This window comes from Archangium sp. Cb G35 (assembly GCF_001896145.1).
Classification (GTDB): domain Bacteria; phylum Myxococcota; class Myxococcia; order Myxococcales; family Myxococcaceae; genus Archangium; species Archangium violaceum.
The window spans coordinates 312,318-335,982 of the sequence record NZ_MPOI01000007.1; the positions used below are offsets into that span (position 1 = coordinate 312,318).

19 protein-coding genes are annotated in these 23,665 nt (G+C 68.3%); 5 read left to right on the forward strand and 14 right to left on the reverse strand.

Annotated elements, in window-relative coordinates; all coding sequences use genetic code 11:
- Positions 1 to 7 precede the first annotated feature (7 nt).
- Positions 8 to 1,900 carry a nitrogen regulation protein NR(II) gene (locus BO221_RS22790; protein ID WP_083681281.1) on the reverse strand — a complete coding sequence of 631 codons (1,893 nt, stop codon included), beginning with the start codon at positions 1,898 to 1,900 and terminating at the stop codon, positions 8 to 10.
- 175 nt (positions 1,901 to 2,075) lie between these two features.
- Between BO221_RS22790 and BO221_RS22795 the strand changes: the two genes are divergently transcribed.
- Both BO221_RS22795 and BO221_RS22800 read left to right on the forward strand, forming a co-directional pair.
- The gene (locus BO221_RS22795; RefSeq protein ID WP_073562588.1) at positions 2,076 to 5,510 is read left to right on the forward strand and encodes a WD40 repeat domain-containing serine/threonine protein kinase; all 3,435 of its coding nucleotides are present in this window, start codon (positions 2,076 to 2,078) and stop codon (positions 5,508 to 5,510) included.
- 2 nt (positions 5,511 to 5,512) lie between these two features.
- Positions 5,513 to 5,974, forward strand: a complete 462-nt coding sequence (locus BO221_RS22800) for a putative toxin-antitoxin system toxin component, PIN family (protein ID WP_073562589.1) — start codon at positions 5,513 to 5,515, stop codon at positions 5,972 to 5,974.
- Positions 5,975 to 6,475: 501 nt separating this feature from the next.
- On the opposite strand, the gene BO221_RS54920 is transcribed toward BO221_RS22800, so the two are convergent.
- Complete coding sequence (locus tag BO221_RS54920) at positions 6,476 to 6,622, reverse strand: hypothetical protein (protein ID WP_158079895.1); 147 nt, start codon at positions 6,620 to 6,622, stop codon at positions 6,476 to 6,478.
- Between the two features lie 605 nt (positions 6,623 to 7,227).
- On the opposite strand from BO221_RS54920, the gene BO221_RS22805 reads away from it, so the two are divergent.
- From BO221_RS22805 to BO221_RS22815, 3 genes are all read left to right on the forward strand, one after another.
- The gene (locus BO221_RS22805) at positions 7,228 to 8,106 is read left to right on the forward strand and encodes a DUF2381 family protein (protein ID WP_158079896.1); all 879 of its coding nucleotides are present in this window, start codon (positions 7,228 to 7,230) and stop codon (positions 8,104 to 8,106) included.
- A gap of 16 nt (positions 8,107 to 8,122) precedes the next feature.
- On the forward strand, positions 8,123 to 8,614 hold the full coding sequence (locus BO221_RS22810; protein ID WP_073562591.1) for a serine/threonine protein kinase: 492 nt from the start codon (positions 8,123 to 8,125) through the stop codon (positions 8,612 to 8,614).
- Between the two features lie 87 nt (positions 8,615 to 8,701).
- Positions 8,702 to 9,175 (forward strand): SMI1/KNR4 family protein, encoded by a 474-nt coding sequence (locus tag BO221_RS22815; RefSeq protein WP_073562592.1) that lies wholly within the window; start codon positions 8,702 to 8,704, stop codon positions 9,173 to 9,175.
- A gap of 20 nt (positions 9,176 to 9,195) precedes the next feature.
- On the opposite strand, the gene BO221_RS22820 is transcribed toward BO221_RS22815, so the two are convergent.
- The 12 genes from BO221_RS22820 to BO221_RS22875 form a co-directional block, all read right to left on the reverse strand.
- On the reverse strand, positions 9,196 to 9,531 hold the full coding sequence (locus BO221_RS22820) for a Carotenogenesis protein CarS (RefSeq protein WP_073562593.1): 336 nt from the start codon (positions 9,529 to 9,531) through the stop codon (positions 9,196 to 9,198).
- Positions 9,528 to 10,187: a DUF1109 family protein gene (locus tag BO221_RS22825; protein ID WP_073562594.1), complete on the reverse strand. Its 660-nt coding sequence runs from the start codon at positions 10,185 to 10,187 to the stop codon at positions 9,528 to 9,530. Before BO221_RS22825 ends, BO221_RS22820 begins: the two co-directional genes overlap by 4 nt.
- Positions 10,187 to 10,726, reverse strand: a complete 540-nt coding sequence (locus BO221_RS22830) for an RNA polymerase sigma factor (RefSeq protein ID WP_073562595.1) — start codon at positions 10,724 to 10,726, stop codon at positions 10,187 to 10,189. The genes BO221_RS22825 and BO221_RS22830 overlap by 1 nt, the downstream gene beginning before the upstream one ends.
- A gap of 94 nt (positions 10,727 to 10,820) precedes the next feature.
- Entirely contained in the window at positions 10,821 to 13,481 is a 2,661-nt protein-coding gene (locus BO221_RS22835; protein ID WP_073562596.1) for an ATP-binding protein, read from the reverse strand.
- Entirely contained in the window at positions 13,481 to 15,019 is a 1,539-nt protein-coding gene (locus BO221_RS22840; RefSeq protein WP_073562597.1) for an ATP-binding protein, read from the reverse strand. The genes BO221_RS22835 and BO221_RS22840 overlap by 1 nt, the downstream gene beginning before the upstream one ends.
- Complete coding sequence (locus BO221_RS22845; RefSeq protein WP_073562598.1) at positions 15,016 to 15,480, reverse strand: response regulator; 465 nt, start codon at positions 15,478 to 15,480, stop codon at positions 15,016 to 15,018. The genes BO221_RS22840 and BO221_RS22845 overlap by 4 nt, the downstream gene beginning before the upstream one ends.
- A 147-nt stretch (positions 15,481 to 15,627) precedes the next feature.
- A complete protein-coding gene (locus tag BO221_RS22850; RefSeq protein WP_073562599.1) occupies positions 15,628 to 18,441 on the reverse strand; it encodes an HAD-IC family P-type ATPase in 2,814 nt (937 codons plus the stop codon).
- A gap of 71 nt (positions 18,442 to 18,512) precedes the next feature.
- A complete protein-coding gene (locus BO221_RS22855; protein WP_073562600.1) occupies positions 18,513 to 19,853 on the reverse strand; it encodes a hypothetical protein in 1,341 nt (446 codons plus the stop codon).
- 51 nt (positions 19,854 to 19,904) lie between these two features.
- Positions 19,905 to 21,233, reverse strand: coding sequence for an HNH endonuclease (locus tag BO221_RS56315; protein WP_233166215.1), 1,329 nt, complete (start codon positions 21,231 to 21,233; stop codon positions 19,905 to 19,907).
- Positions 21,230 to 21,790 carry a nicotinate (nicotinamide) nucleotide adenylyltransferase gene (nadD, locus tag BO221_RS22865; protein WP_073562601.1) on the reverse strand — a complete coding sequence of 187 codons (561 nt, stop codon included), beginning with the start codon at positions 21,788 to 21,790 and terminating at the stop codon, positions 21,230 to 21,232. Before nadD ends, BO221_RS56315 begins: the two co-directional genes overlap by 4 nt.
- Positions 21,787 to 22,470: a hypothetical protein gene (locus BO221_RS22870; protein ID WP_073562602.1), complete on the reverse strand. Its 684-nt coding sequence runs from the start codon at positions 22,468 to 22,470 to the stop codon at positions 21,787 to 21,789. Before BO221_RS22870 ends, nadD begins: the two co-directional genes overlap by 4 nt.
- The gene (locus tag BO221_RS22875; protein ID WP_073562603.1) at positions 22,467 to 23,660 is read right to left on the reverse strand and encodes an exo-beta-N-acetylmuramidase NamZ domain-containing protein; all 1,194 of its coding nucleotides are present in this window, start codon (positions 23,658 to 23,660) and stop codon (positions 22,467 to 22,469) included. Before BO221_RS22875 ends, BO221_RS22870 begins: the two co-directional genes overlap by 4 nt.
- Positions 23,661 to 23,665 lie beyond the last annotated feature (5 nt).

Sequence of the window (23,665 nt, forward strand, 5' to 3'; positions counted from 1 at the left end):
GGACGCCTCACGTCCCCACCGGGGAATGCCTCGTCCCGAGCCCTGGCCGGTCCTCACCGGACTCCCCGGCCAGTGGCTCGCTCCCGCCAGGCAGCTCGAGGATGAAGGTGGCGCCCTGGCCCACGCCAGCGCTGGTGCAGGAAAGCGTGCCGTGCATCTCCGCGGCGGCCAGGGCGCTGAGGTGCAACCCGAAGCCGTGCCCGTCCTTCTTCGTGGTGAATCCCTGGGAGAAGAGGCGTGGCAGGCTTTCCGGGGCGATTCCCACTCCGTTGTCGGACACCTCGACGCGCAGCCGCCCGGCCGTCCCCTGCCCCAGGCGCAGCGTGAGCTGCTTGTCCGGGCGCCCGCTCTCCAACAACGCCTGCCGCGCGTTGCTCACGAGGTTGAACAGGATCCGCAGCAGCTTGTGCCGGTCCACCCACACCGGTGGCACCGGGGCGTACTCGCGCCGCAGCTGGATGCCCTCCCGCTCGAAGAAGAGGGCGTGCAGGCGCAGCGCGTCGTCGAGGAGCTCCGGCACCGGCAGCCGCTCCTCCATCCCCAAGGAGCGCGCGTGCCGCTGCTGCATGCGCACCACGGCATCGATGTGCTCCACGCTTTCCGACAGCAGGTGCATCTCCGTCAGCGCGCGCTCGCGCTCCTCCGTGAGCTTGCTGGCCAGCTCCTTCAGGTAGGCCGGGAACCGCCGCCCCCGGGGATCCACGGTGAGGAAGGCGCCCGGGTCCGCCGCGTGCGCGTCCAGCAGCTCCGCCGCCCGGCTCACTCCCGACACGTGAAGGCCTCGCAGCCGCTCCTTCACCACTCCCACCGAGACGTTCACGCTGTTGAGCGCGTTGCCCACGTTGTGCAGCACTTCCGTGGCGACCTCCGCCATGCCCGCCTGGCGCGAGACCTCCAACAGGTTGCGGTGCATCTCGCTCAACCGGCGCTCCGCCTCCTTGCGCGTGGTGATGTCGCGCCCGAAGAGCGTCGTCCCCACCACGCGCGCCCCCTCCCCTCTCACGGGGCTGATGGTCATCTCCACCGTGAGCGCCCGATCCTTCAATGGCAGATGCAGCTCCTCGCGCACGCGCTGTCCCTGGAGCGCCCGGGACACGAATCCGAGCCAACGGGCCCGCTCCTCGGGTGGGAAGTCGATGAAGGCGGGCTCCCCCGGGTGCAGCTCCCTCCCCATCACGAGGTGGCAGAGCTGCCTCGCCGCGTCGTTGGAGGTGGCCACGCGCCCCCGCGCATCCAGGGAGATCACCAGATCATCCGTGCTCTCGATGATGCTGGCCAGCGTGTCCTCGCTCTCGCGCAGGGTCCGCAGCGTCCACTCCACCCGCCCTTGTGCCTCGTCCCTGGCGGAGATGAAGAGCCAGCCCACCGCCCAGGCACACAGCACGTAGAGGGCCGCGAAGAAGCACAGCGCCTGGCCGGGCGCCGTCAGCGAGCCCCAGGTGTACAGCGGGAAGACGAGCCCCACGTTCACGCTGGCGAGCGCGGAGAAGAACAGGCCCAGGCGCCACCCCAACAGATAGACCGACAGCACCGGGACGAGCATCACCGAGGCGTGCGTGGCCACCTCCAGGCTCCCCAGCTGGAGGCCGCTGTTGATCGTCCCCGCCGTCACCAGCGAGCACAGCAGCAGCGCCAGGGGCCGGGTCGAGGACGCGCGGCGCAACAGCATCAGCGCGCCGCCGAAAGCCACCGCGCACACCACTCCCACCAGGATGATGCTCCATGGGCCCGGGCTCCGCAGCATCAGGGCCAGGATCAGCGCATCGCAGACGAGCAGACCCAGGCAGACGCCCGCCAGCAGCCGGGCACGGCCGAGCTCGAGCGGAGATGCCCGGAGCAAGGACTCCGAGAGAAAGCCATCCAACCGTGCGACGAACCATGCCCATGGACCCTGGATCATCTTCCCCCCCGTCCAAGCCGGTTCCTGGGAGCTTCGGCCACATCCGCCGAGCCGCGCAACGTGGGAGCAGGCCTCCGCGTCCATTCGGATATGGTCGTCAGCAGGCGGGAGAGCAGGCGCCTTCTGGCCGGGTGAAGCCGACAGCGGGCCTCTTGCCGTAGACTGGTGGGTATCCATGAGCGGAGCCAGGCCGACCGAGGCAGGCGGATCCATCGACGCGCAGGACACTCCCGGCACCGACAGCACCTACACCATGCAGCCCGGCGGCGGGCCCGTGGCGGCCGAGGCCGGGAGCAGCACCACCGTGCTCTCCTCCCCGCCAGAGGGCAAGGCGAGCGCCACGGGCAGGACGCTGCCGGTGGTGGAGCCGTCCCGCTACACCGTCGCCGGAGAGCTGGCCCGTGGCGGCATCGGCCGCATCCTCCGCGCCAGGGACGTGCAACTGGATCGGCCCGTGGCCATCAAGGAGATGCTCGCGCCGGCCCGCGAGGCCGAGCCCCGCTTCGTGGCCGAGGCGCTCGTCACCGCGCGCCTGCAACACCCCTCCATCGTGCCCGTGTACGAGGCGGGACGCTGGCCGGGCGGTGAACCCTTCTACGCCATGAAGCTGGTGTCCGGCCGCTCGCTGGCGGACGTCATCTCCGAGCGCAAGACACTCGAGGAGCGGCTGGCGCTGCTGCCACACGTGCTCGCGGTGGCCGAGGCCATGGCGTACGCGCACTCCGAGCACATCATCCACCGCGACCTCAAGCCGGCCAACGTGCTGGTGGGGGAGTTCGGCGAGACGGTCGTCATCGACTGGGGTCTGGCCAAGGATCTCTCGCGCGAGCATGGTGCCGAATCCGGTGGGGACCCGGCTCCCGCCGCCTCCGCCGTGGACAGTGGACTCACGCGGGTGGGCACGGTGATGGGAACTCCGGCGTACATGCCGCCGGAGCAGGCCGCGGGGCACTCCGTGGACGAGCGCGCCGACGTCTACGCGCTGGGCGCCATCCTCTACCACCTGCTGGCCGGAACCCGTCCCTACGAGGGAAAGACCTCGGAGCAGGTGCTGCAACGCGTGGTGGGCGGCCCTCCGCCGCCGCTCTCGCAGCGCCAGAAGCACATCCCGGTGGATCTGCTGGCCATCGTGACCAAGGCCATGGCACGAGACTCCGCCGCGCGCTACGCCACCGCGCGCGAGCTGGCGGAGGATCTGCGGCGCTTCCAGACGGGACAGATCGTCGGGGCGTACCGCTACTCGCGGACGGAGCTGCTGCGCCGCTTCATGCGCCGCTACCAGGCCGCGGTGATGGTCACGGGGGTGGCCCTGCTGCTGCTGGCCACCGTGGGCGTGTTGAGCTTCCTCCGGGTTCGAGCCGAGAGAGACCTCGCCCACGCGGCCCAACAGAAGGCGCAGACCCAGGCCGATCAGCTCCTGCTGATGCAGGCCCGTGACGCCGTGGGCAAGGATCCCAACCAGGCCCTGACCTGGCTCCAGCAGCTCTCCGCCGGCTTCGACCGTTGGACCGCGGTGCGGACCATCGCCGCCGATGCACGGGCCCAGGGGTTCGCTCCCGTGCTGAGCGGCCACACGCAGGCCATCAACGACACCGCCTTCACGAGCGACGGCAGGTACCTCGTCTCCAGCAGCGATGATCACTCGGTGCGCGTCTGGAACCTGGAGACGGGCAGGAGCCGGGTCCTCCCGGGGCACGTCGATGAGGTCTGGCGGTTGCAACTCCTCCCGGATGGCCGCCGCATCATCGCCAGCGGCAAGGACGGGACGCTGCGCGAGTGGAACCTGGAGACGGGCGAGGGCAAGGTGTTCGCGACCCTGTCCGGTCCGGTCTCCGCGGTGGTCCTCGGCTGTAGGAACAACTGTCTGCTCGCCGCGAGCCGCAAGGACGACGTGCTCCACATGTGGGACCTGGGCACGGGCGCGGCGCGGACGTTCCACACGGGCGTCGTGGGAATCGAGGACATCCTCCCCTCGCCGGATGGGGAACATGTCTTCCTGCGTGGCTACCGGATGCTGGCCTCTGAATCGGCGCTCGGCAACGTGGCGCGCGGCACCTTCCAGCTCATGAAGGACGCGGGGATCGTCTGGGCATGCGCGTTCGCTCCGGATGGCAGACTCTTCATGGGCAGCAGCCTGGGAGAGCTCCACGTCTGGGAGCCGGTGCGCGGAAAGGTGCGGCTCCTCGCGGACAAGCCGGAGAGCATCACGGCGCTCATCGTCATCCCCGGCGGCACGACCCTGGCGATCGGCAGGATGGATGGAAACGTGAGTCTCCGGGACATCACCACCGGACAGGTGACGGAGTTGCAGGGCCACGAGGGACGGGTCATCAGCCTGTCCGCCTCTCCGGATGGCCGCTTCCTGGCCTCCGGAAGTGCCGACCGCATCGCCCGGCTCTGGGACCTCTCCACACGCGAGGTCCGCCTCCTGCGCGGCGCCCGGGAACAGACGAACCCCGTCCTGTTCTCCCCCGACGGCCGGCGCCTGGCCGTGGCCAGTGCCGATGGCACGGTGCGCCTCTTCCCGGTGGAGGCGGAGAGCCACCACATCCTCTCGAGCGTGCGCACGACGCGGGTGTCCCTGCGGCTCTCCACCGATGGCAGGCGGCTGGCCACCCTGTCCTCGAACGGCTCGCTCCATCTCCTCGACGCGGCCTCGGGCGCGGTCCTCCTGGAGCGGCCTGACTTCAACTCGAGCGCCATGGGCTTCTCCCCGGATGGCCGGTGGCTGGCCGCCAGCACGCCCGATGGCCGGCTCCACCTGTGGGAGGCCTCCACCGGCCGCGGAGAGCGCGTCCTCGAGGGCCACCAGACCCGGCTCCACACCCTGACCTTCTCCGGCGATGGCCGGTGGCTCGCCACGGCGGACGAGCGCGGCGACGTGCGCATGTGGGAGCTCGCCTCCGGAAGAAGCCGGTTGCTCGGCGGTCACGGCAAACGGGTGGCACAGCTCGCCTTCTCTCCGGATGGCACACGGCTCGCCTCCGCGAGCTCGGACAAGACGGTGCGCCTGTGGGACATGGCCTCGGGAGACTTCCTGGTCCTGGAGGGCCACACGGATGCCGTGCGCTCCGTGGCCTTCTCCCCGGATGGGCAGCACCTCGTCAGCGGTGCCATGGATCACTCCTTGCGCTTCTGGAATCCGCGCACCGGCCAGAGCGTGCGCGCGCACGCGAGCGGCGCGGGCGTCCTGGAAGTCATCTACTCCCCGACGGGAGAGCTCGTGGCCAGCCGGAGCGAGAAGGACGGGCGATTGATGCTCTGGAATCCATGGACGGGCCAGCTCCAGGGCCCGCCGCTGAACGGCCCGCATGGGGAGATCCGCGACATCGCCTTCTCGCCCGATGGGACGCGGGTGGCGGCCGCGGGGCTCGACAAGACGGTGTGGCTGTGGGACCTGGCCACCGGCGAGGGCCGGGCGCTGCGCGGTCACACCGGGCAGGTGGGCTCGGTGGAGTTCTTCCCGGATGGCAGGAGCCTCGTCTCCACGGGTCAGGATGGCTCCGTGCGCATCTGGCCGGATGAGCTGCCCTCGGACGCGGACTCGCTGCTCACCTGGATGAAGACCATCACGGGAGAACGGCCCACGTCCGGCGTCTCCTGGCATTGATCATGTCCACCCCGTCCGCCTCCACGCCGCTGCCCGTGGTCCTCGACACCAACGTGGTGTTGGATCTGCTGGTGTTCGATGACCCCCACGTGCGGCCCCTGGCGCAGGCACTGTCGGCGGGCGAGCTCACCGCCTGGGCGGACGCGGAGACGCTGAAGGAGCTGGAGCTCGTGCTCGCCTATCCCTCCTTCGCCCTGGACGAGGCGGCCCGGCGGGAGCTCCATGAGCGCTATCAGCGCCTCGTGCGCATGGCGCCCGGGGACCCTGGCGCGCCACCGCCTCCCCTCCCCCGCTGCCGCGATCGGGATGACCAGAAGTTCCTCGTCCTCGCCGCGCGCGTGGGCGCGTCCTGGCTGGTGAGCAAGGACAAGCGGGTGCTCGCGCTCGCCGGGCACAAGCAGGTGCCGTTCGACATCCTCACATCCCGGCAGATGGCGGAACGGTTGCTTCAGCGGGAGCGCTGAACGGACGCCGCCTCAGAGCGTGTGCACCGCCAGGGTCAAGGTCGAGCCGTGAGGACCCAGATACTGAAAAAGACCGGCCCGCCAACCACCTCCCCGACTGTTCTTCGCAGATGCCCTCCAGGGCCTCTGGCTGGCCCTTTGGGCTTCATTCTGGTCCTCCGTCCCAAGTGCCCCGGTGGGCCTCTTTCGGGACCTCGGGGGTCGAGGTAGCGGCTCGATTCTTCCGGGGCTCCTGGAGGCTCCTCAAGGCTTTTGTGGGAGTGGGGACGGTGGAGGCTCTACTCTCCTGTGAGTAGGCCCCCCGCCCCCGCCCTGCTATCCCGCGCTCTTGCGCTAAGCCATCGGAACAAAGTCCTTTCAGGGGTGAGTGAGTCCGCCTTCCGGGCGCTCTCTTCACGAACTTGTCCAACTGTTGGACAAGTCTGGCGAGACCGTGCCCGGAGGGGTCCCTCCTGCTTTCGAGCTGCGGACAGACCCCTGAACGGACTTACTTCGGCTGGCTTAGGCGATCCTGCCGACTTGAAGCTCGAACCGCAGGTTATTCCAATCGAAACGGACCACCATTCCGCCCGCGAGCACCGCAACAATCAGCATCACGACGGGCCGCAGGTTCCTGCTGGGGGTCTTCTTCTTGGGGGTTTTCTTCACGTGTCGCCTCCTTAGGAAAAAGGCGACTCTCTAAAGTTCATGCCAAACCCTCTGAGTCAACGACTCGGCAGACAGGGCCATTGAGCCCTGGTGAATGCGACGGTAGCGGGTCGCATTTCCCAGGGCTCCTGGGAGTCTTCCCGTGCACCCTTTCTCCTATGCCCCGTGCGCGGGCTCTAGCGGCTCCCCTCCGGTGCTCCCCAGGGAGCCCTTCAATGCATCTCCTGGGAAACAAGAACCGGCCTCACCATGCCCACCCCAAAAAGAAGGGAAGAAGGGTGCAGGCCGGTCAGGGACTCGGGGTAATGCCCTATGAACGCACTAGGGCCTCTGGCGGGGAACTTGAAGGAATGCGCCATCATCCCTCTGCTACTTCAATAACGTTTCTTTCCCCTCCTTTACGGGGGCCCTAACTCCTTCCCCCCCTGCTTTGTAGATCGTCAACCGTGTCTACCTGTCGGGATGCCCTCCATCGGACAGGGAACATCAGCACGAGACAGGGTGCGCTCGGCTGGTCACCCTCGACCCGTTCTGATAAGTTGGGTCGCGCTATGTGGAATCTCCTACTTCGCCGGTCAACCCTGCTTCTCGTCCTCGTGGCGTGCGTGGCCGGGGCCAAGGAACGCGAGCCCAACGAGCGGAACATCTACCTCTCGGACCATACGAACCGAGAGGCACATGACGTGTACGTCGTCGGCGGTATCGTGACCGTCCTCCGCTTGGAGCAACCCTGCGATTCAGCGCGAACCAAGATGCTGGCCTGGGAAGGTCGCTTCGAGCCTGTGGAGTGTGTCGGGAAACGGGTGCTTATTGAGCCCCTCCGTGATCTTGAGCCCGAAGACCGGCTCATGCTGCTGGTAACGCTCGCGGATGGAACGGAACTGCCCTTCACCGTGACATCGCAGCAGAAGACCACCGACGACCGGACGGGCGATCAACAGGTCAACGTGTTCCGTGACCGCGAGGCCCCGAAAGCAGTGCTTGCGTCCCTATACGATTCGCTGCGGAGGGAGGGGCAGCTCAAGGAGGAAGTCGAGCGTTATCGCAAAGAGGACTCAGTCAATCACGCTCTCGCTGGGCTCCTGGCGAAAGGGGCCACGAAAGAGACGCCGTTTCGGGAGCGGTACGCGGCGCTATTCAAGAGCCCTTCGGGTGTGGAGTTCCGCGTCTCCGTGCTGGCCAGTAGGAACCGGGATAAAGCGGCGGTGGTCTTCAAGGTGAAGAACAACAGCCCGACCGAGCCTTGGAGTCTGATGGAGGCCCGCTTGCTCACGGATGATGGACGAGAGGAACGACCGTTCGCGCTGCGTGCCTCCCAGGAGTATTGGGGGCCTGGTGGGCAGAGTGGGCAGATCGCCGTCGTCCTGGACGCGAGCGCCTTTGACTCGAAGACTGGCCCCGACCGGCTCGTTCTAGAACTCTTCCGACAAGGAGACGGTTTGCGGCAGGCATGGGTTCATCTGGATCGACAGCTACTGCGTTAGTAGACCCCGCCCTCTCATGGCTCCCGTGCGCTTACTGCTTCCTGCTTCTGTCCTGCTGCTTTGCGTGTCCTCCAGTTGCGCGACGACTGGGGGCGTATCCCTTCGCCCGGACGGCAGCCCCGGACCGGAAGCGTGCCCGGAAAAGGCGCTCGAAACCATGCGGCGTCTTGGCTTGAGCGTTGGGGACTCTTCCGATGTCGAACTGGACGTGAACCAGACCGACGCTAGCCCCATCACGCTGTACGACGGTCCCGTGGAGAGCATGTTGAACAGCCCCCTCGGGACGCTTCCGGCAGTCACCCGTCTCTATGGACGGGTCTGGACAGGTGGCCAACAGGTCGTCATCCGGTATTACGAGGTGCATCCACCGGATGAAGAGCCGATTCCGATTTGCGCCGTGGCTCGGCTCGCACGCGGTCAACTCAGGAAGAAACCCGAGTCCAAGCCGGGAACGGCCATTCTCGAATTCTCCAGTGCGGGGCTCTACATCGTGAACTCGTTCCGGTGAACCACCGTACGCACTGAGCAAGGCCGTCTCTGCTCACTCGTTCCAGTTCAACACGCGCTCAGGTCATCCCTACACGGACAACTGACGATGGCCCCCCCCATGAGCAGCTTGCTCGAAGAGATTTCCCGCGAGCACTTCCCCTATCCCCCAGCCACACCCGAGGAGATCGAGGAGTTCGAGCGGCGAGTGGGGTGGAAGTTGGACCCGGACATGCGTGCCTTCTATCTGCATTGCAACGGCGCCGAGTTGATCGAACGGCTACCTGACTCGCCTTACCAGATACTCCCCCTCTCTCAGATTGTCCGGGCGCGGGTGGCCATCTACGGTGAGGATGACGACAAGTGGGGCCCGGCCTCGGCCTACGCCATCTGCGATGTGCAGGACGGCAACTACGTGTTGGTGGACGTGGCCCGCCAGGAGAATGGCCGTCATCCCCTGACGGATGGCTACCATGAGGCGTGGCCCAACCCGAAATACTGCGGGCCAGTCGCTAGCTCGTTCTCGGAGTTCCTGGAGCAGGTGCTACGCACCCGGCGCGGCCTCTACTGGCTGGGGGAGTGAAGTTCCAGTTCAACACGCGCTCAGGTCATCCGCTCCAGGCCGCGCCGCTCCGCCTCCCGCACCGACTGCCTCAATCCGGCGAGCTGCCGCCGCGCCCACTCCGGTCCCAGCTCGAGCTCCTCCGGGAAGAACAGATCCTCGCCGACGTCGTCCACGCGCACCTGGATGAGCGGATCATGCGGGAACTGGAGGTCCGGATCATCGAACACCAGCCCCACCACGACACCGGTGTGGCCGAGGAAGCGCTGGTTCACGGAGTCATCCGCCGAGTGGCTGATGATCTTCACCCGTTCACCCATACGCACGGGAGCGCCTTCCACGTCCTCGAAAATGATGAGAGAGGCATCCTGGATCATGGCGCGAAGGACCGGGGCTTGAGGGACATGGAGACGGCGAGCGTCACGACGGCGACGATCGCCCAGGCGGACAGGTGGTAGCCCACGACGTGCTGCCAGCTCAGGGTGCACGCGAGCTCCCCCAGGAAGGCGCCCGTGGTGCCCACGGACAGGCCCGCCACGAGGGCACGCAAGGGACGGAAGGCGGTGCCTCGCAAGACGGCCACCGCGACGACGAGCGGGACGAGTCCCACTCCGATATGACTGATCGTGCAGACCCACTCCGGCAGGGTCGTCTCCCCCGAGGCCGGGCCCCGCGTGAAGACGAGCGCCGCCGCGCTGGCCACGGCCATCATCACGCCCCAGGGCTCGAGCTTGCGCCCGCGCGGAGAGATCGCCCCCCAGGTACACACCGCGCTGGTGGCCCACAGCAACGCCAGGAGCGGCGCGCGGCCCAGCAGGACGGCACCGGACGTCCGCCCCAGCACGAGCAGCACCCCGGCCACCACGGCCGTCAGGCCCGCCGACGCCGTGAACACCCACGTGGCCTGCGTGCGCCAACGCCGCACCGGACGGCGCTGGGCCAGCTCCTCGCGCGCGGCGGACAGCGTCCGCTCCATGACCGCGCCATCGGTGCGGAGCTCCTCCGCGAGCAATGCATCGAGGGAGGGTCGCATCAGGCCTCCTCCAGTCCACCCAGCAACTCCCGGAGCTTCTCGTAGCCCCGGTGTGCCCGGACCCGGGCCGCCCCCACGCTGATGCCTCGCATCGAGGCGATCTCCTCGAACGACCAGCCCTCGACCTTGCTCAGGAGGACCGCCTCGCGCTGGTCCGGGTGCAGCTGTTGCAGCGCGTCCTCCAGCCGCCGGCGCATCCCGGGATCTCCCACTCCCGGCTGGACGGACGAGGGCGTGGGATCGCTCTCCCGCGAGTACGCCTCCACATGCTGGCGGCGGCGCAGCGCATCCCGCGCCGCGTTCGCGGCGATCGTCAGCAGCCAGGGAGCGACACGGGTACCCAACTCGTACCGGCCCCGGGCCCGGATGACGGACAGGAAGGTCGTCTGCAGCAGATCCTCCGCGAGCGGCCCATCCCGCACCATCCGCGCCAGGAAGCCCTGCACGCGTCCGGCATGCCGGGCGAAGAGCGCCTCGAAGGCTGCCTGGTCACCGTCACAGAAGCGTTCCATGAGCTCTTCGTCCGTGGGACTCCGCATCTCCTGCCTCACGTACGATTCACCCCTGAAAACGTTTCTGGCCGCCTTTTGAAAACCCCTCCCCGGGCACGACGCATCGCGTCACGAGGGTGATTCAGGGAGCGGGGGTCGCCGGCAGGAAGAAGGAGAAGGTGGCCCCCTGCCCCACCACGCCCCTGCCCCAGGTGCGGCCCCCGTGGCGCGTGATGATGCGCCGCACGTGGGCCAGGCCGATGCCCGTGCCCTCGAACTCGCTGGCGCGGTGCAGCCGCTGGAAGACACCGAACAGCTTGTCCTCGTACGCCATGTCGAAGCCCACGCCGTTGTCCTTCACGTGGATGACGACGCCGTCCTCGCCATCCTCGGCCGTCACCTCCACCCGGCCCTCGGCCCGGGGCCGTGTGTACTTCACCGCGTTGCCGAGCAGGTTCTTGAAGACGAGCCTCAGCATGGCGGGATCTCCCCTCGCCTCCGGCATGGGCCCCACCTCCAGGACGAGGTTCCGGCCCTCGCGCTCCGGCGCGAGCTCCTCCCATATCTCGGCCACCAGCGGCTCCAGCTCGAGGCGGGACTGGCGCATCTCCACCCGGCCCATGCGGCTGAAGGCGAGCAGATCATCCACGAGCTGACCACCCCGCCGCGCCGACTCGGTGATGGTGCGCAGGTAGCCCTGGGCCTTGGCATCCAGGGCGCCCTGGGCATGGCGCTCGAGCAACCCGACGAAGCCGGTGATGTGACGCAGGGGCGCCCGGAGATCATGGCTCACCGTGTAGCTGAAGGACTCCAGCTCCCGGTTGGCCTCCTCGAGCTGCCGGGTGCGATCACTCACGCGCTGCTCCAACTGGAGATTGAGCAGCCGCACCGCCTCCTGCACCTCGCGTTGCTCGGTGATGTCACGCGCGGCGGCGTAGATGGCACCATCCGGAGCCACGGGAGACGTCCTCCAGGCCAGCCACCGCCAGGAGCCGTCCTTGCACCGGTAGCGGTTCTCGAAGTGGAGGGCGCTCTCGCCCTGGGCGATGTCCGCCACCTCCTGGAGCGTCCGCTCCCGATCGTCCGGGTGGACGAGCTCGAGGAAGCTCTGGGAGAGCAACTCCTCCTCGCTCCACCCCAGCACCCGGGAGAAGGCCGGGTTGACGCGCTTGAAGCGGGCATCCACCCCCGCGACACAGAACATGTCCGGCGCCAGCTGGAAGAAGCGCTCGCGCTCCTCCTCCGCGCGCTTCAACTGGGTGATGTCCGTGGAGATGCCACCCACGGCGTAGAGCTGGCCCGACATGTCCTGCAACGGGAACTTGATCGAGTAGTAGACGTGCAGTCCGTCCGCGTGGGGCGCCAGCTCCTCCAGCTCCATGGCCGTCTTCCGGCGGAGCACCTCCACGTCGTTGCGGCGGAACGCCTCGGCGACCTCGGGGTTCTCGGGGTTGAAGATCTGCTCGTCCGTCTTGCCGAGGATGTCCTCGCGCGAGCGGCGTATGAAGGACTCGTAGGCCTTGTTGACCAGCAGGTAGCGGCCCTGGGGATCCTTGACGTAGATGACGGCGGGAGAGGCGTCGAGGATGGCCCGGTAGTGCGCCTCCTCCCGGGAGCGGAGCCGCTCGAGCTCGTGGTTGCGCCGCTCCAGCTCCTCCCGGACGCGCTTGAGCTGGACGAGGTTGCGCACGCGTACGCGCACCTCCTCCGCCGAGAAGGGCTTCAGCAGGTAGTCCTGCGCCCCCTCGCGCAGCAGCTTCAGCTTGAGCGATTCATCGTCCCGCGTGGACAGAACGACGATGGGCACTCCCTCGAGTGACTCCTCCTGGCGCAGCGCGGTCACGAGGGCCTCGCCACTGAGCCTCGGGAGCTGGGTGCCGGTGAGGATGATGTCCGGCCGGAGCGAGCGGGCCTTCTCGAGCGCCTCCTGGCCATCGAAGGCGGAGATGACGCGGTAGTCCGCCTGGAGCGCGTCCGTCAGGAAGCGGTGGAGCTCCGGATTCTCCTTCACCACCAGCACGGCCGGACGGGAGGAGTCCTCCGTCCGGACCGCCACCTCCACCGGGGACCGCTCATCCATGGGGGGGGTGAGTGACTCCAGGGTGCTGCGCAGCGCCAGGCCCGCCTCGAGCCCCCAGGCCGCCTCGGGGGTCCGCCGCGTCACCCGTGTGTCCTCGGGCGCCCGCCGGGGCAACTCCACCTGGAAGAGCTCTCCGCCGCCCGGCGCCTCCGTCACGCGGACGAGCCCTCCGTGCAGCTCGATGAAGTCCCTCGCGAGGGACAGGCCCAGCTCCATGCCCGCCACTCCGCGCGCGCCCTCCTGTCCCGAGTCCTCCACCTCCAGCAGTGCCCGCTCACCCGGAGCCCCGCGCACCGCCAGACGGATGCGCCCGCCATCCGGCGTGGACTTGAAGGCGTTGGACAACAGGTGGATGACCACCCGCTCCAGCTTCTCCACGTCCGCCTGCACGAGGAAGGACTCGGGCGCGTCCACGGTGAAGGAGATGTGCCGCTGGAGCGCCAGCGGCTCGAAGTGCCGGGCCACCTCGCGCACCCGCGAGGCCAGCTCCACCTCGGTGTACGCCAGCGTCATGCTCCCCACGTCCATCCGGGCGATGTCGACCAGATCACCGACGTGCCGGAGCAGGACGACGGCGTTGCGGCGCATGACGTCCAGGTCCTTGCGCTGGACGCCGGTGAGGTTGTGGCCGTGCGAGAGCAGGGTCTCCGCCGGTCCGAGGATGAGCGCCAGGTGGGTGCGCAGCTCGTGACTCACGTCGGAGAAGAACTGGGGGGTCTTCATCAGGAAGGTATCCGTGGGAGTCGAAGCTGGAAGGTGGTGCCCTCTTGCGTGGACGAGCGGACGCTCACCGTGCCGCCATGGGCCCGGACGATCTGATCCACGATGTACAGACCCAGCCCGATGCTGCGGCGGGAGTTGTCGGAGGCGTCCTCGCCGCGCTGCAGGGGCTGGAAGAGACGGCCGAGCAGGGTGGCAGGAATGGGCTCACCGGCGTTGTGGACCTGGATGGACACCGCGTCCACCTCGCCCACCACCGTCACCGAAACGGGCCCGTCCTTGGGAGAGTATTGGATGGCGTTGCTCACCAGGTTGCCGAGCACCTGCGCCAACCGGTCCGCGTCCCACAGGCCCCTGCCCGCGTCCTGGCAGTGCTCGCGGAGCTCGCGCCCGGGGTGGTTCAGCCCCACCTCCTGCAGCACCTGCCGCACGAGGGCGTGCAGATCCACGTTCTTGCGATGCAGCGGAATGCCGCCACCCAGGCGCGCCCGGGTGAAGTCGAGCAGGTCACGCACCAGGCGGGTGGCGCGCTCGGCGCTGGTGAGGATGAAGCGGGCGTAGAAGGCGTGGCGCTCGTCCAGGTTCGCGTGCTGCACGAGCCCCGTGGCGCTCAGGGAGATGGCGCCCAGGGGGTTGCGCAGGTCATGGGACACCATGCCGATGAGCTGCTGGGCGAACTCGGCACGATGGAGCGCCTCGGCCTCGGCGGCCCGGTGTGCCGTCACGTCCTGCATGGCGCCCACGACCCGGATGGGCCGCCCCTGCTCGTCCCGGACGATGATGCCGCGATCGGACACCGTGGCGTAGGTGCCGTCCTTGCGGCGCAGACGGTACTCATCCTCCCAGCGCTCCTCTCCCGGCGAGTCGAGGACCGCCAGGAGGCTGCGCTGCACGCGCTCGAGATCCTCCGGATGGATGGTGGCACGCCACCAGTCCCCGTTGGTGCCCACCTCCGCGGTGCTGTAACCAAACAGCTCCCAGAGGCCCATGTTGCGGGTGATCCGCCCCGTCCGGATGTCCCAGTCCCAGAGCGCGTCGCGGGTGGCGCGCTCGACCAGCCGGTAGCGCTCCTCGCTCTCGCGCAGACGCTGCTCGGCCTGCTGGCGCTCAGCGCTCTCGCGGGCCTCCCGCAGGGCGCGCTGGACGCTGGGCACCAGGCGCTCCAGACGATCCTTGAGGACGTAGTCGGTGGCACCCCGCTTGAGCAGCTCGATGGCGCGCTCCTCCCCGAGCGCTCCGGACACGAAGATGAAAGGCAACTGTGGCCGGGTGCGGCGCGCCAGCTCCAACGCCTTGAGGCCATGGAAGCCCGGGATGTTGTAGTCCGCGAGGATGAGCTGATGGTGGTCCTCGGCCAGGGCCTCGGTGAAGGCACCGTCGGAGTCCACGCGGGTGAGCATCACGGACAACCCTTCCCGCTCCAGCCGCTCCTGGATGAGCTCGGCGTCGAACGGATCGTCCTCGAGCAGCAGCACGTTCAGGAGAGACTCGAGCCTGGCGCTCAGCTCGAGGGGAACCTCGGCGGTGAGCGGGCGGCTCATGCCTCTCCCTTCACGAGGGGCGCACTGCCCGGCGGAGGCTCATTCACCTCCGTCCAGAAGACACGCAGGCCCTCCAACGCGGACTCGAGCTCCTGGAAGGAGACGGGCTTGATGACATAGGCGTTCGCCCCCAGGCCGTAGGAGCGCACGAGATCCACCTCCTCGCGGCTCGAGGTGAACATCACCACGGGCACCAGCCTCAGGTCCGGATCGCTCTTCATCCGGCTGAGCACCTGCAACCCGTCCACGCGGGGCAGCTTCAGGTCCAGGAGCACCACGGACGGGTTGTCCGCCGGACGCCCGGCATGAGGACCGTTGCGGTACAGGTAGTCGAGGGCCTCCTGACCATCACTCGCCACGACCACTTTGTCCGCGAGGTGGGCCTCGGCGAAGGCGGCCAGGATGAGGGTGACATCGTTCTCGCTGTCTTCGACCAGCAGGATGCGTTTCAACGACGGCATGGGGGGGCTGCCACGAGAGGGGGGGGGACAAGGCGGGGGGGGCCCTGTGGAGGTAGTAGACGAGAGGCCCTCCCGGGAAGCAACCCAGGCAGGCACCTACACTCGGATTCCTTTAAACACCAAGCGATTCCCACAAGCCAAGAGGGACTACCCCACCGTGGCGCGCCGGGGCACCCGCCACGGGAGCCGGCCGCCTGTCTCCCGATCCTGCCGGCGGGCTCGCCGCGAGCGCCACCACTTCTCCAGGCCGATGACGGGCAGGACCGCGGCCCCCACGAGCGCGCACAACCCGAGCTCCTGGAGCGACAGGGGCGCGGTGTCGAACACCCTCTGCATGAAGGGCAGGTAGATGAATCCCAGTTGCAGCAGCACCAGCAGCCCGATGCCAGCGTAGACGACGGGGTTGCTGAAGAGGCCGATGCGGAAGACGGAGTCGCGCAGGGAGCGGCAGTTCAGCATGTAGAAGATCTGGAACATGATGACCGTGGTGACGGCCATGGTCTGCGCCTCGGCGAGCGCCAGCTCATGTGGCAATCCCTTACGCAGGTCGGCGTTGTACTCCCAGAGGAAGAGCCCGGTGGCGCCCGCGCACATGAGCACCGCGACCAGGATCGTGCGCATCAGGACGAAGCGGCTGAGGACGGGCGCGTCCGGGTGACGGGGGAGCCGCTGCATCACGTCCGGCTCGCGGGCCTCGAAGGCCAGAGGCAGCGCGAGCGCCACCGTGGCCACCAGGTTGATCCACAGCAACTGGGTGGGGAGCATGGCCAGCAGCGGGACGTCCTCGCCGCCGAGCCGCATGATGGGGAAGAAGGCCACGCCGACGATGAGGATGAAGGCCAGGCCCAGGTTGGTGGGCAGCACGAAGGCGAGCGACTTGATGAGGTTGTCGTAGACGCGCCGGCCCTCCTCCACCGCGGCGGCGATGGAGGCGAAGTTGTCGTCCGTGAGGATGATGTCCGCGGCCTCCTTGGACACGGCGGTGCCGGTGATGCCCATGGCCACGCCGATGTTGGCCTGCTTGAGCGCGGGCGCGTCGTTGACGCCGTCGCCCGTCATGGCCACCACGTGTCCCTCCTTCTGGAGGGCGCGCACCAGGCGCAGCTTGTGCTCGGGCGCCACGCGGGCGAACACGTTGGAGGACGTGGCCACCTCGCGCAGCCGCGTCTCGTCCATCTCCGCGAGTTGCGCGCCCGTCACCGCCCTGCCCCCCTCGAGGATGCCGAGCTGCTCGCCGATGGCCTCCGCCGTCTTCGCGTGATCGCCGGTGATCATCTTCACGGTGATGCCCGCGGTGTGGCAGGCCTTGACGGCTTGGATGGCCTCCTCGCGCGGCGGGTCGATCATTCCCTCGAGCCCCAGGAGCCGGAAGCCGCCGGTCACGTCCTCGGGCCGGAGGCCACCGTGCGAGGCCGGAACGGCTTTGCTCGCCATGGCCAGCACGCGCATCCCGCGGGAAGCCAGACGCTCCACTTCGGCGAGCACCTTGCCGGCGTCGGGACCGTCGTGGGTGCAGCGGCGCAGGACGACCTCGGGCGCGCCCTTGAGGAGGATGACGCGGCCGCCCTTCCCGTCCTCGTTGAGGGTGGCCATGAACTGGTTCTCGGACTCGAAGGGGATGACATCCACGCGGGCGTGGCGCTCGCGCGAATCGTCCACCTTCAAGCCAGCCTTCTCCGCGGCGGCGAGCAGCGCTCCCTCGGTGGGATCGCCCGTGAGCTCCCAGACGCCATCCATCGGGCGGAGCGCGGCGTCATTGCACAGCACGCCGGCCACGAGCAGCTCACGGGCGTCCTCGGTGGGAGGGCCGGGAGGCTGACCTTCGCGTCGCAGCTCGCCCTGGGGCGAGTAGCCCACGCCCGAGAGGGACCAGGTGTTGGAGGGCGTCCAGAGCGCCTGGACGGTCATCTCGTTGCGGGTGAGCGTGCCCGTCTTGTCGGAGCAGATGACGGTGGTGCTGCCGAGCGTCTCGACGGCGGGCAGCTTGCGGATGATGGCACGGCGGGCGGCCATGTACTGCACGCCGATGGCCAGGGCGATGGTGACGATGGCGGGCAGGCCCTCGGGGATGGCGGCCACGGCCAGCGTGATGGCGGCCATGAGCGACTCGGCCACCTTGTAGCCGCGCAACAGGCCCACGCCCAGGAGGACGAGGGAGATGACGAGGATGGCACCGGTGATGTAGCGGCTGATGATGGCGAGCGCCTTGGTGAGGGGCGTCTGGAGATCCACCGCCTCGCGCAGCAGTTGGGAGATGCGGCCGAGCTCGGTGGCATTCCCGGTGGCCACCACCACCGCGGTGCCGGTGCCATAGGTGACGTGGGTGCCGCCGAAGGCCATGCTCGTGCGGTCCCCGACACCCGCGCTCGCGTCGACGGGCTCCAACCGCTTCTCCGAGGGGACGGACTCTCCCGTGAGGGCTGCCTCCTCCACCTGGAGGTTGCGCGCGGCGAGCAGCCGCACATCCGCGGGCACCTTGTCGCCCGAGGCCAGCAGCACCACGTCTCCGGGCACGAGCTCGGCGGCGGGCACCGTCTGTTTCTGGCCGTCGCGCAGGACGGTGGCGTTCTCCGGCACCATCTGCGTGAGCGCCTCGATGGCCTTGCCGGCGCGGAACTCCTGCACGAAACCAATGAGGGTGTTGAGCACCACCACGGCGAGGACGATGAGACCATCCGTCACCTTGCCCAGGGCGATGGCCAGGGCGGCCGATGCGAGCAGCACCCAGATGAGGGGGTTGTTCACCTGGCGCCACAGCAGCTGGAGCGGGCTATCGCCGGAGACGCGCTGCAACACGTTGGGGCCATGGCGCTCGAAGCGGGCACGGGCCTCGGAGCCGGAGAGGCCGTCGTCGGGGCTGGATTGGAGGGTTCCGAGTACCGCCTCGGCCGGTAGCGAATGCCAGGGTGGGCCCTCGGGCCGCGGAGAGTCCGTTGAAGACGCTGGCTTGCTCGGGTTCATGGGGCGCTCCTCACACCCGGACAATGTGTGGATGCCGTCAACCTCCGGCCAAAAGGAGAGCAGTCAGGACTTCAAGCGCGGTGCCGCTCGGCTTCCCGGTAGAGCTGGGTGAGGGAGTAGTCCAGCAAGGCCTGGCACGAGCGCATGTAGCGTCGAGCTCGGACGAAGGGCAACCAGGCGCGGTTGCCCACGAGCACCTGCACCTCCTCGAGTTTCCGCCGCGGAATCCACCGGCCGCCCAGGTTGCGCACGAGCACCTCACCCAGGTACGCGCCGATGGCGGGGACGGCGTGCGCCTCGATGGCATCCCTCAGCCGGCTCTTCGGGAACTCCTCGCGCCAGAAGTAGAAGTCGACGTCCGTGAGCGACTCGGGGGTCTCCTCGAAGACGGAGGGCATATCGGAGTGCAGCAGCGCCACGAGGTGCTCTGCGAGGTCTCCGTAGTGCTCACGAGCACGCTCGGGGTCCTCCACGTCGGAAGGCAGGGTGGCGCCAGCGGGGAGCCACTCCTCGGGCTCGGGCGGCCGCCAGGCGTTGAGCTCGGCGATCCTTCGCTGGCGCTCGTGAACGGCGGAGCGGTCCAACGTACGCAGGAGGAGTGGCGCCAGATCCGGGTAGAAGCGGGGCTCGACGGGGGCCAGTGCGTCACTGCGCTCGCGCAGGGTGCTCAGCACGGTGGGAAGGTCGAGGTCCGGCCGGAGGTGGACGTGCGCGCGGGCCTGGATCTGGCGGGCCTCGTCACTGGCGAAGTCCGCCGGTGTGGGCCTCAGCACCAGGAGGATGCAGCCGTTGGGCAATTCCTCCACCAGGTGGGCCGGCGTGGACAGCATGCGCTCTCGCCCGACGGTCTCCACCAATCTGGGGCCGAAGACGTTGAGCCAGCACAGTTCGTAGATCTTGTCGAACCCATCCCGGTGCCAGACGGCCTTGTCGCGGCCGAAGCTGGGAAAGTTCGCCAGATCCCTGTCCGCCAGGCTGTGGGCCGCAGCGTAGGAGACCGGGTAGCGAGAAGCCCAGGCGCGAACCATGGCCACGAACTCGCGGCTCCGCTCTTCCTTCACGAAGAAGTGAAGGGGTTGCACGTGAATTGAGACGTCCAGTTGGGGAAGAAGCGGCGGGAACCAGAGGCGGACCGTCATGTCCAACGCCGGCCACTTCGTACGATAGAGCCCGATGCGAGAAATTCTTTCGCTGCGTTCCTCCTCCAAGGCCTTCCAGATGGCCGCACGGACATATTTGCGTCGCCGCTTGCCGCCAACGACGTCCGGCATCCACTCGCCCGCATACTCTTCGAGCGCCTGAAGGAAGGGCGTCAGCTCAAGTTCTAATGCCGCCTGATGGTCAAAGTCCCCCTCGAACGTGAACCGAAGACTGTCCGCCGCATCCAAGTCGTGAGACCTCAGCACCTTCATTGCAACAGCACCTCCACTCCCGGAGCCTGAGCCTGGGCCTTCTTTACGGCTTCATTCAACGCGTCTCGACCCTGCGGCTTGAGCGTGCCGCCCTCGTAGATGAGACGAACCCTGAGCTCTTGTCGCGGTGGGGCCCGCGCGCTGGGACCTGGCCTGGGACAACCAGGCTTGTGCCCTGGCCACATCGCCCCGCGCCTCGCGCAAGGCCAGGGCCGCGTCAACACCTCCCACGGTAACGAAGTGGCCCGCCTCACGGCTGGCGCGGATGTCCCTGGCCAGTGCACGCAGCCCCTCCACGCCCAGCTTCGTCTCCCACCACGCGGCCATCTCCTGGAGGGCGAGCATGCGCGACTCAGCGCGAGCCCCGGAGAGCACTCGCATGCCCTTCCCGCCCGTGTACAGGGCTACCAGCAGTGTCGCGGGTGCCAGCTCCCGCGCGGCCTGCTCGTATTGCCCCTGAGACAGCGCGTACGCCCCATGGCCTGTCCCAACCACCAGCGAGTAGAAGCCCAGCGGAACACCGAACGTCAGCGAATCGAAGCAGCCCAACACCACGTGGCCCGGAGAGAAGTGCCGCTCCATCAGGGCTCGCTCCACCTCGCGCAGGGCTTGCTGATAGGGCGGCGGCAACTGCCCCCGTTGCGCGGTCAGCGTCATGTAGCGGAGGCCGTCAATCGTCTGACTGGTGGAGAGGGCATCCCTGGCGGCTCGGCCCAGGCCCCGCAGCACGTCGCTGGCCTGCTCCGCCCGGTCCGGATGGTCCGAGAGCGGCAGGCCTCGCGACTCCAGCTCCTCGCGCACGGCCGGCATGAGGCCCAGCGTCTGCCCCAGTTGCTTGTCCCTGGCCAGCAGCCGCAATACCTCCCGCACCTCGTCGTCATGGGCCGAGTGCAGGACGAAGAGGGCGAACACCTCGGCATACGCCGGGCCGTACAATTCGGTAACGGTGAGGAGGAAGGCGGCGCGCTTGCGTTGCAGGGCGGGCGCGGCATCGTCGCGCACGGGTCCCAGGGCACCGAGCCGCACGGCGCCCCAGTCCTCCAACGCCTCCACCAGCCGGGGCATGTCCACCTGTTGCTGCACCTGGACGAATTCGGCGGGCGAGCACCCCAGCAAGGGCACCAGCAATTCCTCGTCCCCGGCGGACAGATCGGGCCAGTCCGGCGGCAGGGCCACACCCGCACAAGACAGCAGCGCAGGCGCGACCCCGGCGGTATTCGCGTGCCTCCCGGGAAAACCACCCGCCCCTCCCGCCGTCTCTCCGAAGCCGCTCGCCGGACTCCCGCGTGGGTAGCCCGTGACACAGCCCCCGAGCAACACGAGCGAGGCCACGGCCAGAAGCACCGGACCGAAGCGCCGTCCCGCGGCCTGGGCGCTCACAGCCCGTACAGGTGGTGCTCGCGGGCGTAGTCGAGCACCACGCGCGGCACCAGGTCCGAGGGCAGCTCACCCCGGGCCAACCGCTCGCGGATGTCGGTGGAGGACACGATGGCCAGCGGTGGCCCCACGGTGCCCTCGGCCGGGTGGCCCGCGCGGTTCAGCACCACCACGCGAACCATCCGCTCGATGCGGTCGAAGTCCTTCCAGTGCGGCAAGTCCTTGAGGATGTCCGAGCCGATGATCAGCGAGAAGCGGTGCTCCGGATGGCGCGCCTGGAGGAACTCCAGCGTGTCCACCGTACGCCCGTCCTTGCCCACCTCGCTCTCCACCTTCGAGGTCTTCATCCACCCCGTGGCGTCCTGGCCCATCAACTCGCACATGCGCACGCGATGCTCGAAGGACACCGCCGCCTTGCGGAAGGGATGGACGAACGTGGGCATGAACCACACCTCGTCCACGCCCAGGGTGGCGCGCACGTAGTGGGCCGCCAGCAGGTGGCCCACGTGCGGCGGGTTGAACGAGCCTCCAAAGAGCGCGACCTGCACGGAGGGCCTCACTTGACGGACAGCTTGTTGCGGCGATCCACCGCCAGCGTCTGCGGCTCCACGACGGCCTTCCCATCCAACCGGAAGGCGGAGAAACGCAGATCCTTGTCCACGCGCTCCAGCAGGGCGCACGTCTGCTCAGCGGCCCCCGCCAGCCGGCCCGGCGTCAGGAAGAAGCGCGGGCCAATCTGCACCAGCTTCGGCTCGGACTCCTTGCCGTGGATGAAGATGAGCGCGTTGACCAGGTCATCCCGGGACAGATCGTTCTTGTCGTAGGTGAGGCAGCACAGTGTGTCGCCCACCATGTCCAGCACCTTCCGGGGGATGCTCGGGTCGCGGTACTGGATGGAGTCCCGCTCCGGCGTGCGCAGGAAGTGCTCACGCACCAGCAGCGGATCCTCCTCGAGCTCCTTGAGGGCATCGTCCGGAACGGACAGCGAGCGCGGACGGGGCTTCTGCTCGGTGACGGCGAGCCATTTGGCCACGTCCTGGATGAAGTCCGCCCCCGAGTACTCCCGGCCTCCCCTGCTGCGCTCCCGCCGGTCGAGGATCCACTCGTCCAGGTCGGAATAACGGCCGCCGAGGAAGATGAAGCGCTGGGCGCCCTTGGCCCGCAACAGCTCATAGGCCGCGTCGAAAGCGGCCAGGTCTCCATGGCTGTCGGACAGGATCCCGATGACGTCTTGGCTCACGACCCTTGAGCGTACAGCAGGTGACGCTCCCTCCGCTTGGCGAAGTCCCGGGCCTGGGTGTCGAAGCCTTCCATCAAACGATCGAGCGGCCAGCCGGCCTCGATCCCCCGGCGGACCTGATCCGTGCCACAGAGCAGATCGAAGGCCGGCACGTCGTCCACGAACTCGTAGGCGTCCTCGCGCCAGGCGAACTTCCCACCCTGGCCCAGCTCGTAGAGGGCCTGGAAGATGGCCAGACCCGTACGCAGCGGAAGGAAGGCGTTACGGTCGGTGACGTGGATGAAGGCCCCATTGCAGGACTCACCCTTGTACTTGTCGAAGGTAGGGGTGAAGCCCACCGCCCGGAAGGCGACGCCGGGGAGCTTCTCGCGCTCCAGGCGGGCGATCAGCGCGTCCGGCTCCACCCAGGGAGCGCCGAACTGCTCGAAGGGACGGCAGGTGCCGCGGCCCTCGGAGACGTTGGTGCCCTCGCCCTGGCACATGCCCGGGTAGACGAGCGCGGTGTCCGGCGTGGGCATATTCGGCGAGGGCGAGATGAAGGGCAGCCCCGTATCGGACCAGAAGTGCTCGCGCCGCCAGCCCTCCATGGGCACCACCGTCAGCTCGCAGCCGAAGCCCTGCTCGTCATTGAAGAGGCGGGCCAGCTCGCCGGCCGTCATGCCGTGCCGGTTGGGGATGGAGTACAGGCCCACGAAGGAGCGGTAGCGCTCGCCCACCAGGTTGCCCTCGATGGTGACGCCGTTGAGCGGGTTGGGCCTGTCCAACACGTAGAAAGGCACCTTCGCCTTGCCCGCGGCCTTCATGGCCAGGGCCATGGTGTAGACGTAGGTGTAGTAGCGGCTGCCCACGTCCTGGATGTCGAAGACGAGCGCGTCCAGGCCCTGCAACCACTCGGCGCGGGGCGAGAGCGACTCGAAGGTGGAGCCGTAGAGGCTGTGCACGGGAACGCCGGTGCGCCGGTCGCGCGCCTCGTCCACGGCCACCATGTACTGGGCCTCGCCGCGGATGCCGTGCTCGGGGCCGAACAGGGCCGAGAGCTTCACCCCCGGCGTCTGCGCCAGCAGATCCGCCATGTGGCGGAAGCTCGAGTCCACGCTGGTGGGGTTGACGATGGCGCCCACCTTCTTGCCCTTCAGCGGCGCGAAGCCCTGCTCCACCCAGACATCCAATCCTGTCTTCACCCGTTTCATGTCGT

Coding starts and splice junctions, on each gene's coding strand:
- BO221_RS22790 (WP_083681281.1), bottom strand. CDS start 1,900: ATGATCCAGGGTCCATGGGCATGGTTCGTCGCACGGTTGGATGGCTTT.
- BO221_RS22795 (WP_073562588.1), top strand. CDS start 2,076: ATGAGCGGAGCCAGGCCGACCGAGGCAGGCGGATCCATCGACGCGCAG.
- BO221_RS22800 (WP_073562589.1), top strand. CDS start 5,513: ATGTCCACCCCGTCCGCCTCCACGCCGCTGCCCGTGGTCCTCGACACC.
- BO221_RS22810 (WP_073562591.1), top strand. CDS start 8,123: ATGGCTCCCGTGCGCTTACTGCTTCCTGCTTCTGTCCTGCTGCTTTGC.
- BO221_RS22815 (WP_073562592.1), top strand. CDS start 8,702: ATGGCCCCCCCCATGAGCAGCTTGCTCGAAGAGATTTCCCGCGAGCAC.
- BO221_RS22820 (WP_073562593.1), bottom strand. CDS start 9,531: ATGATCCAGGATGCCTCTCTCATCATTTTCGAGGACGTGGAAGGCGCT.
- BO221_RS22825 (WP_073562594.1), bottom strand. CDS start 10,187: ATGCGACCCTCCCTCGATGCATTGCTCGCGGAGGAGCTCCGCACCGAT.
- BO221_RS22830 (WP_073562595.1), bottom strand. CDS start 10,726: ATGCGGAGTCCCACGGACGAAGAGCTCATGGAACGCTTCTGTGACGGT.
- BO221_RS22835 (WP_073562596.1), bottom strand. CDS start 13,481: ATGAAGACCCCCCAGTTCTTCTCCGACGTGAGTCACGAGCTGCGCACC.
- BO221_RS22840 (WP_073562597.1), bottom strand. CDS start 15,019: ATGAGCCGCCCGCTCACCGCCGAGGTTCCCCTCGAGCTGAGCGCCAGG.
- BO221_RS22845 (WP_073562598.1), bottom strand. CDS start 15,480: ATGCCGTCGTTGAAACGCATCCTGCTGGTCGAAGACAGCGAGAACGAT.
- BO221_RS22850 (WP_073562599.1), bottom strand. CDS start 18,441: ATGAACCCGAGCAAGCCAGCGTCTTCAACGGACTCTCCGCGGCCCGAG.
- BO221_RS22855 (WP_073562600.1), bottom strand. CDS start 19,853: ATGAAGGTGCTGAGGTCTCACGACTTGGATGCGGCGGACAGTCTTCGG.
- BO221_RS22875 (WP_073562603.1), bottom strand. CDS start 23,660: ATGAAACGGGTGAAGACAGGATTGGATGTCTGGGTGGAGCAGGGCTTC.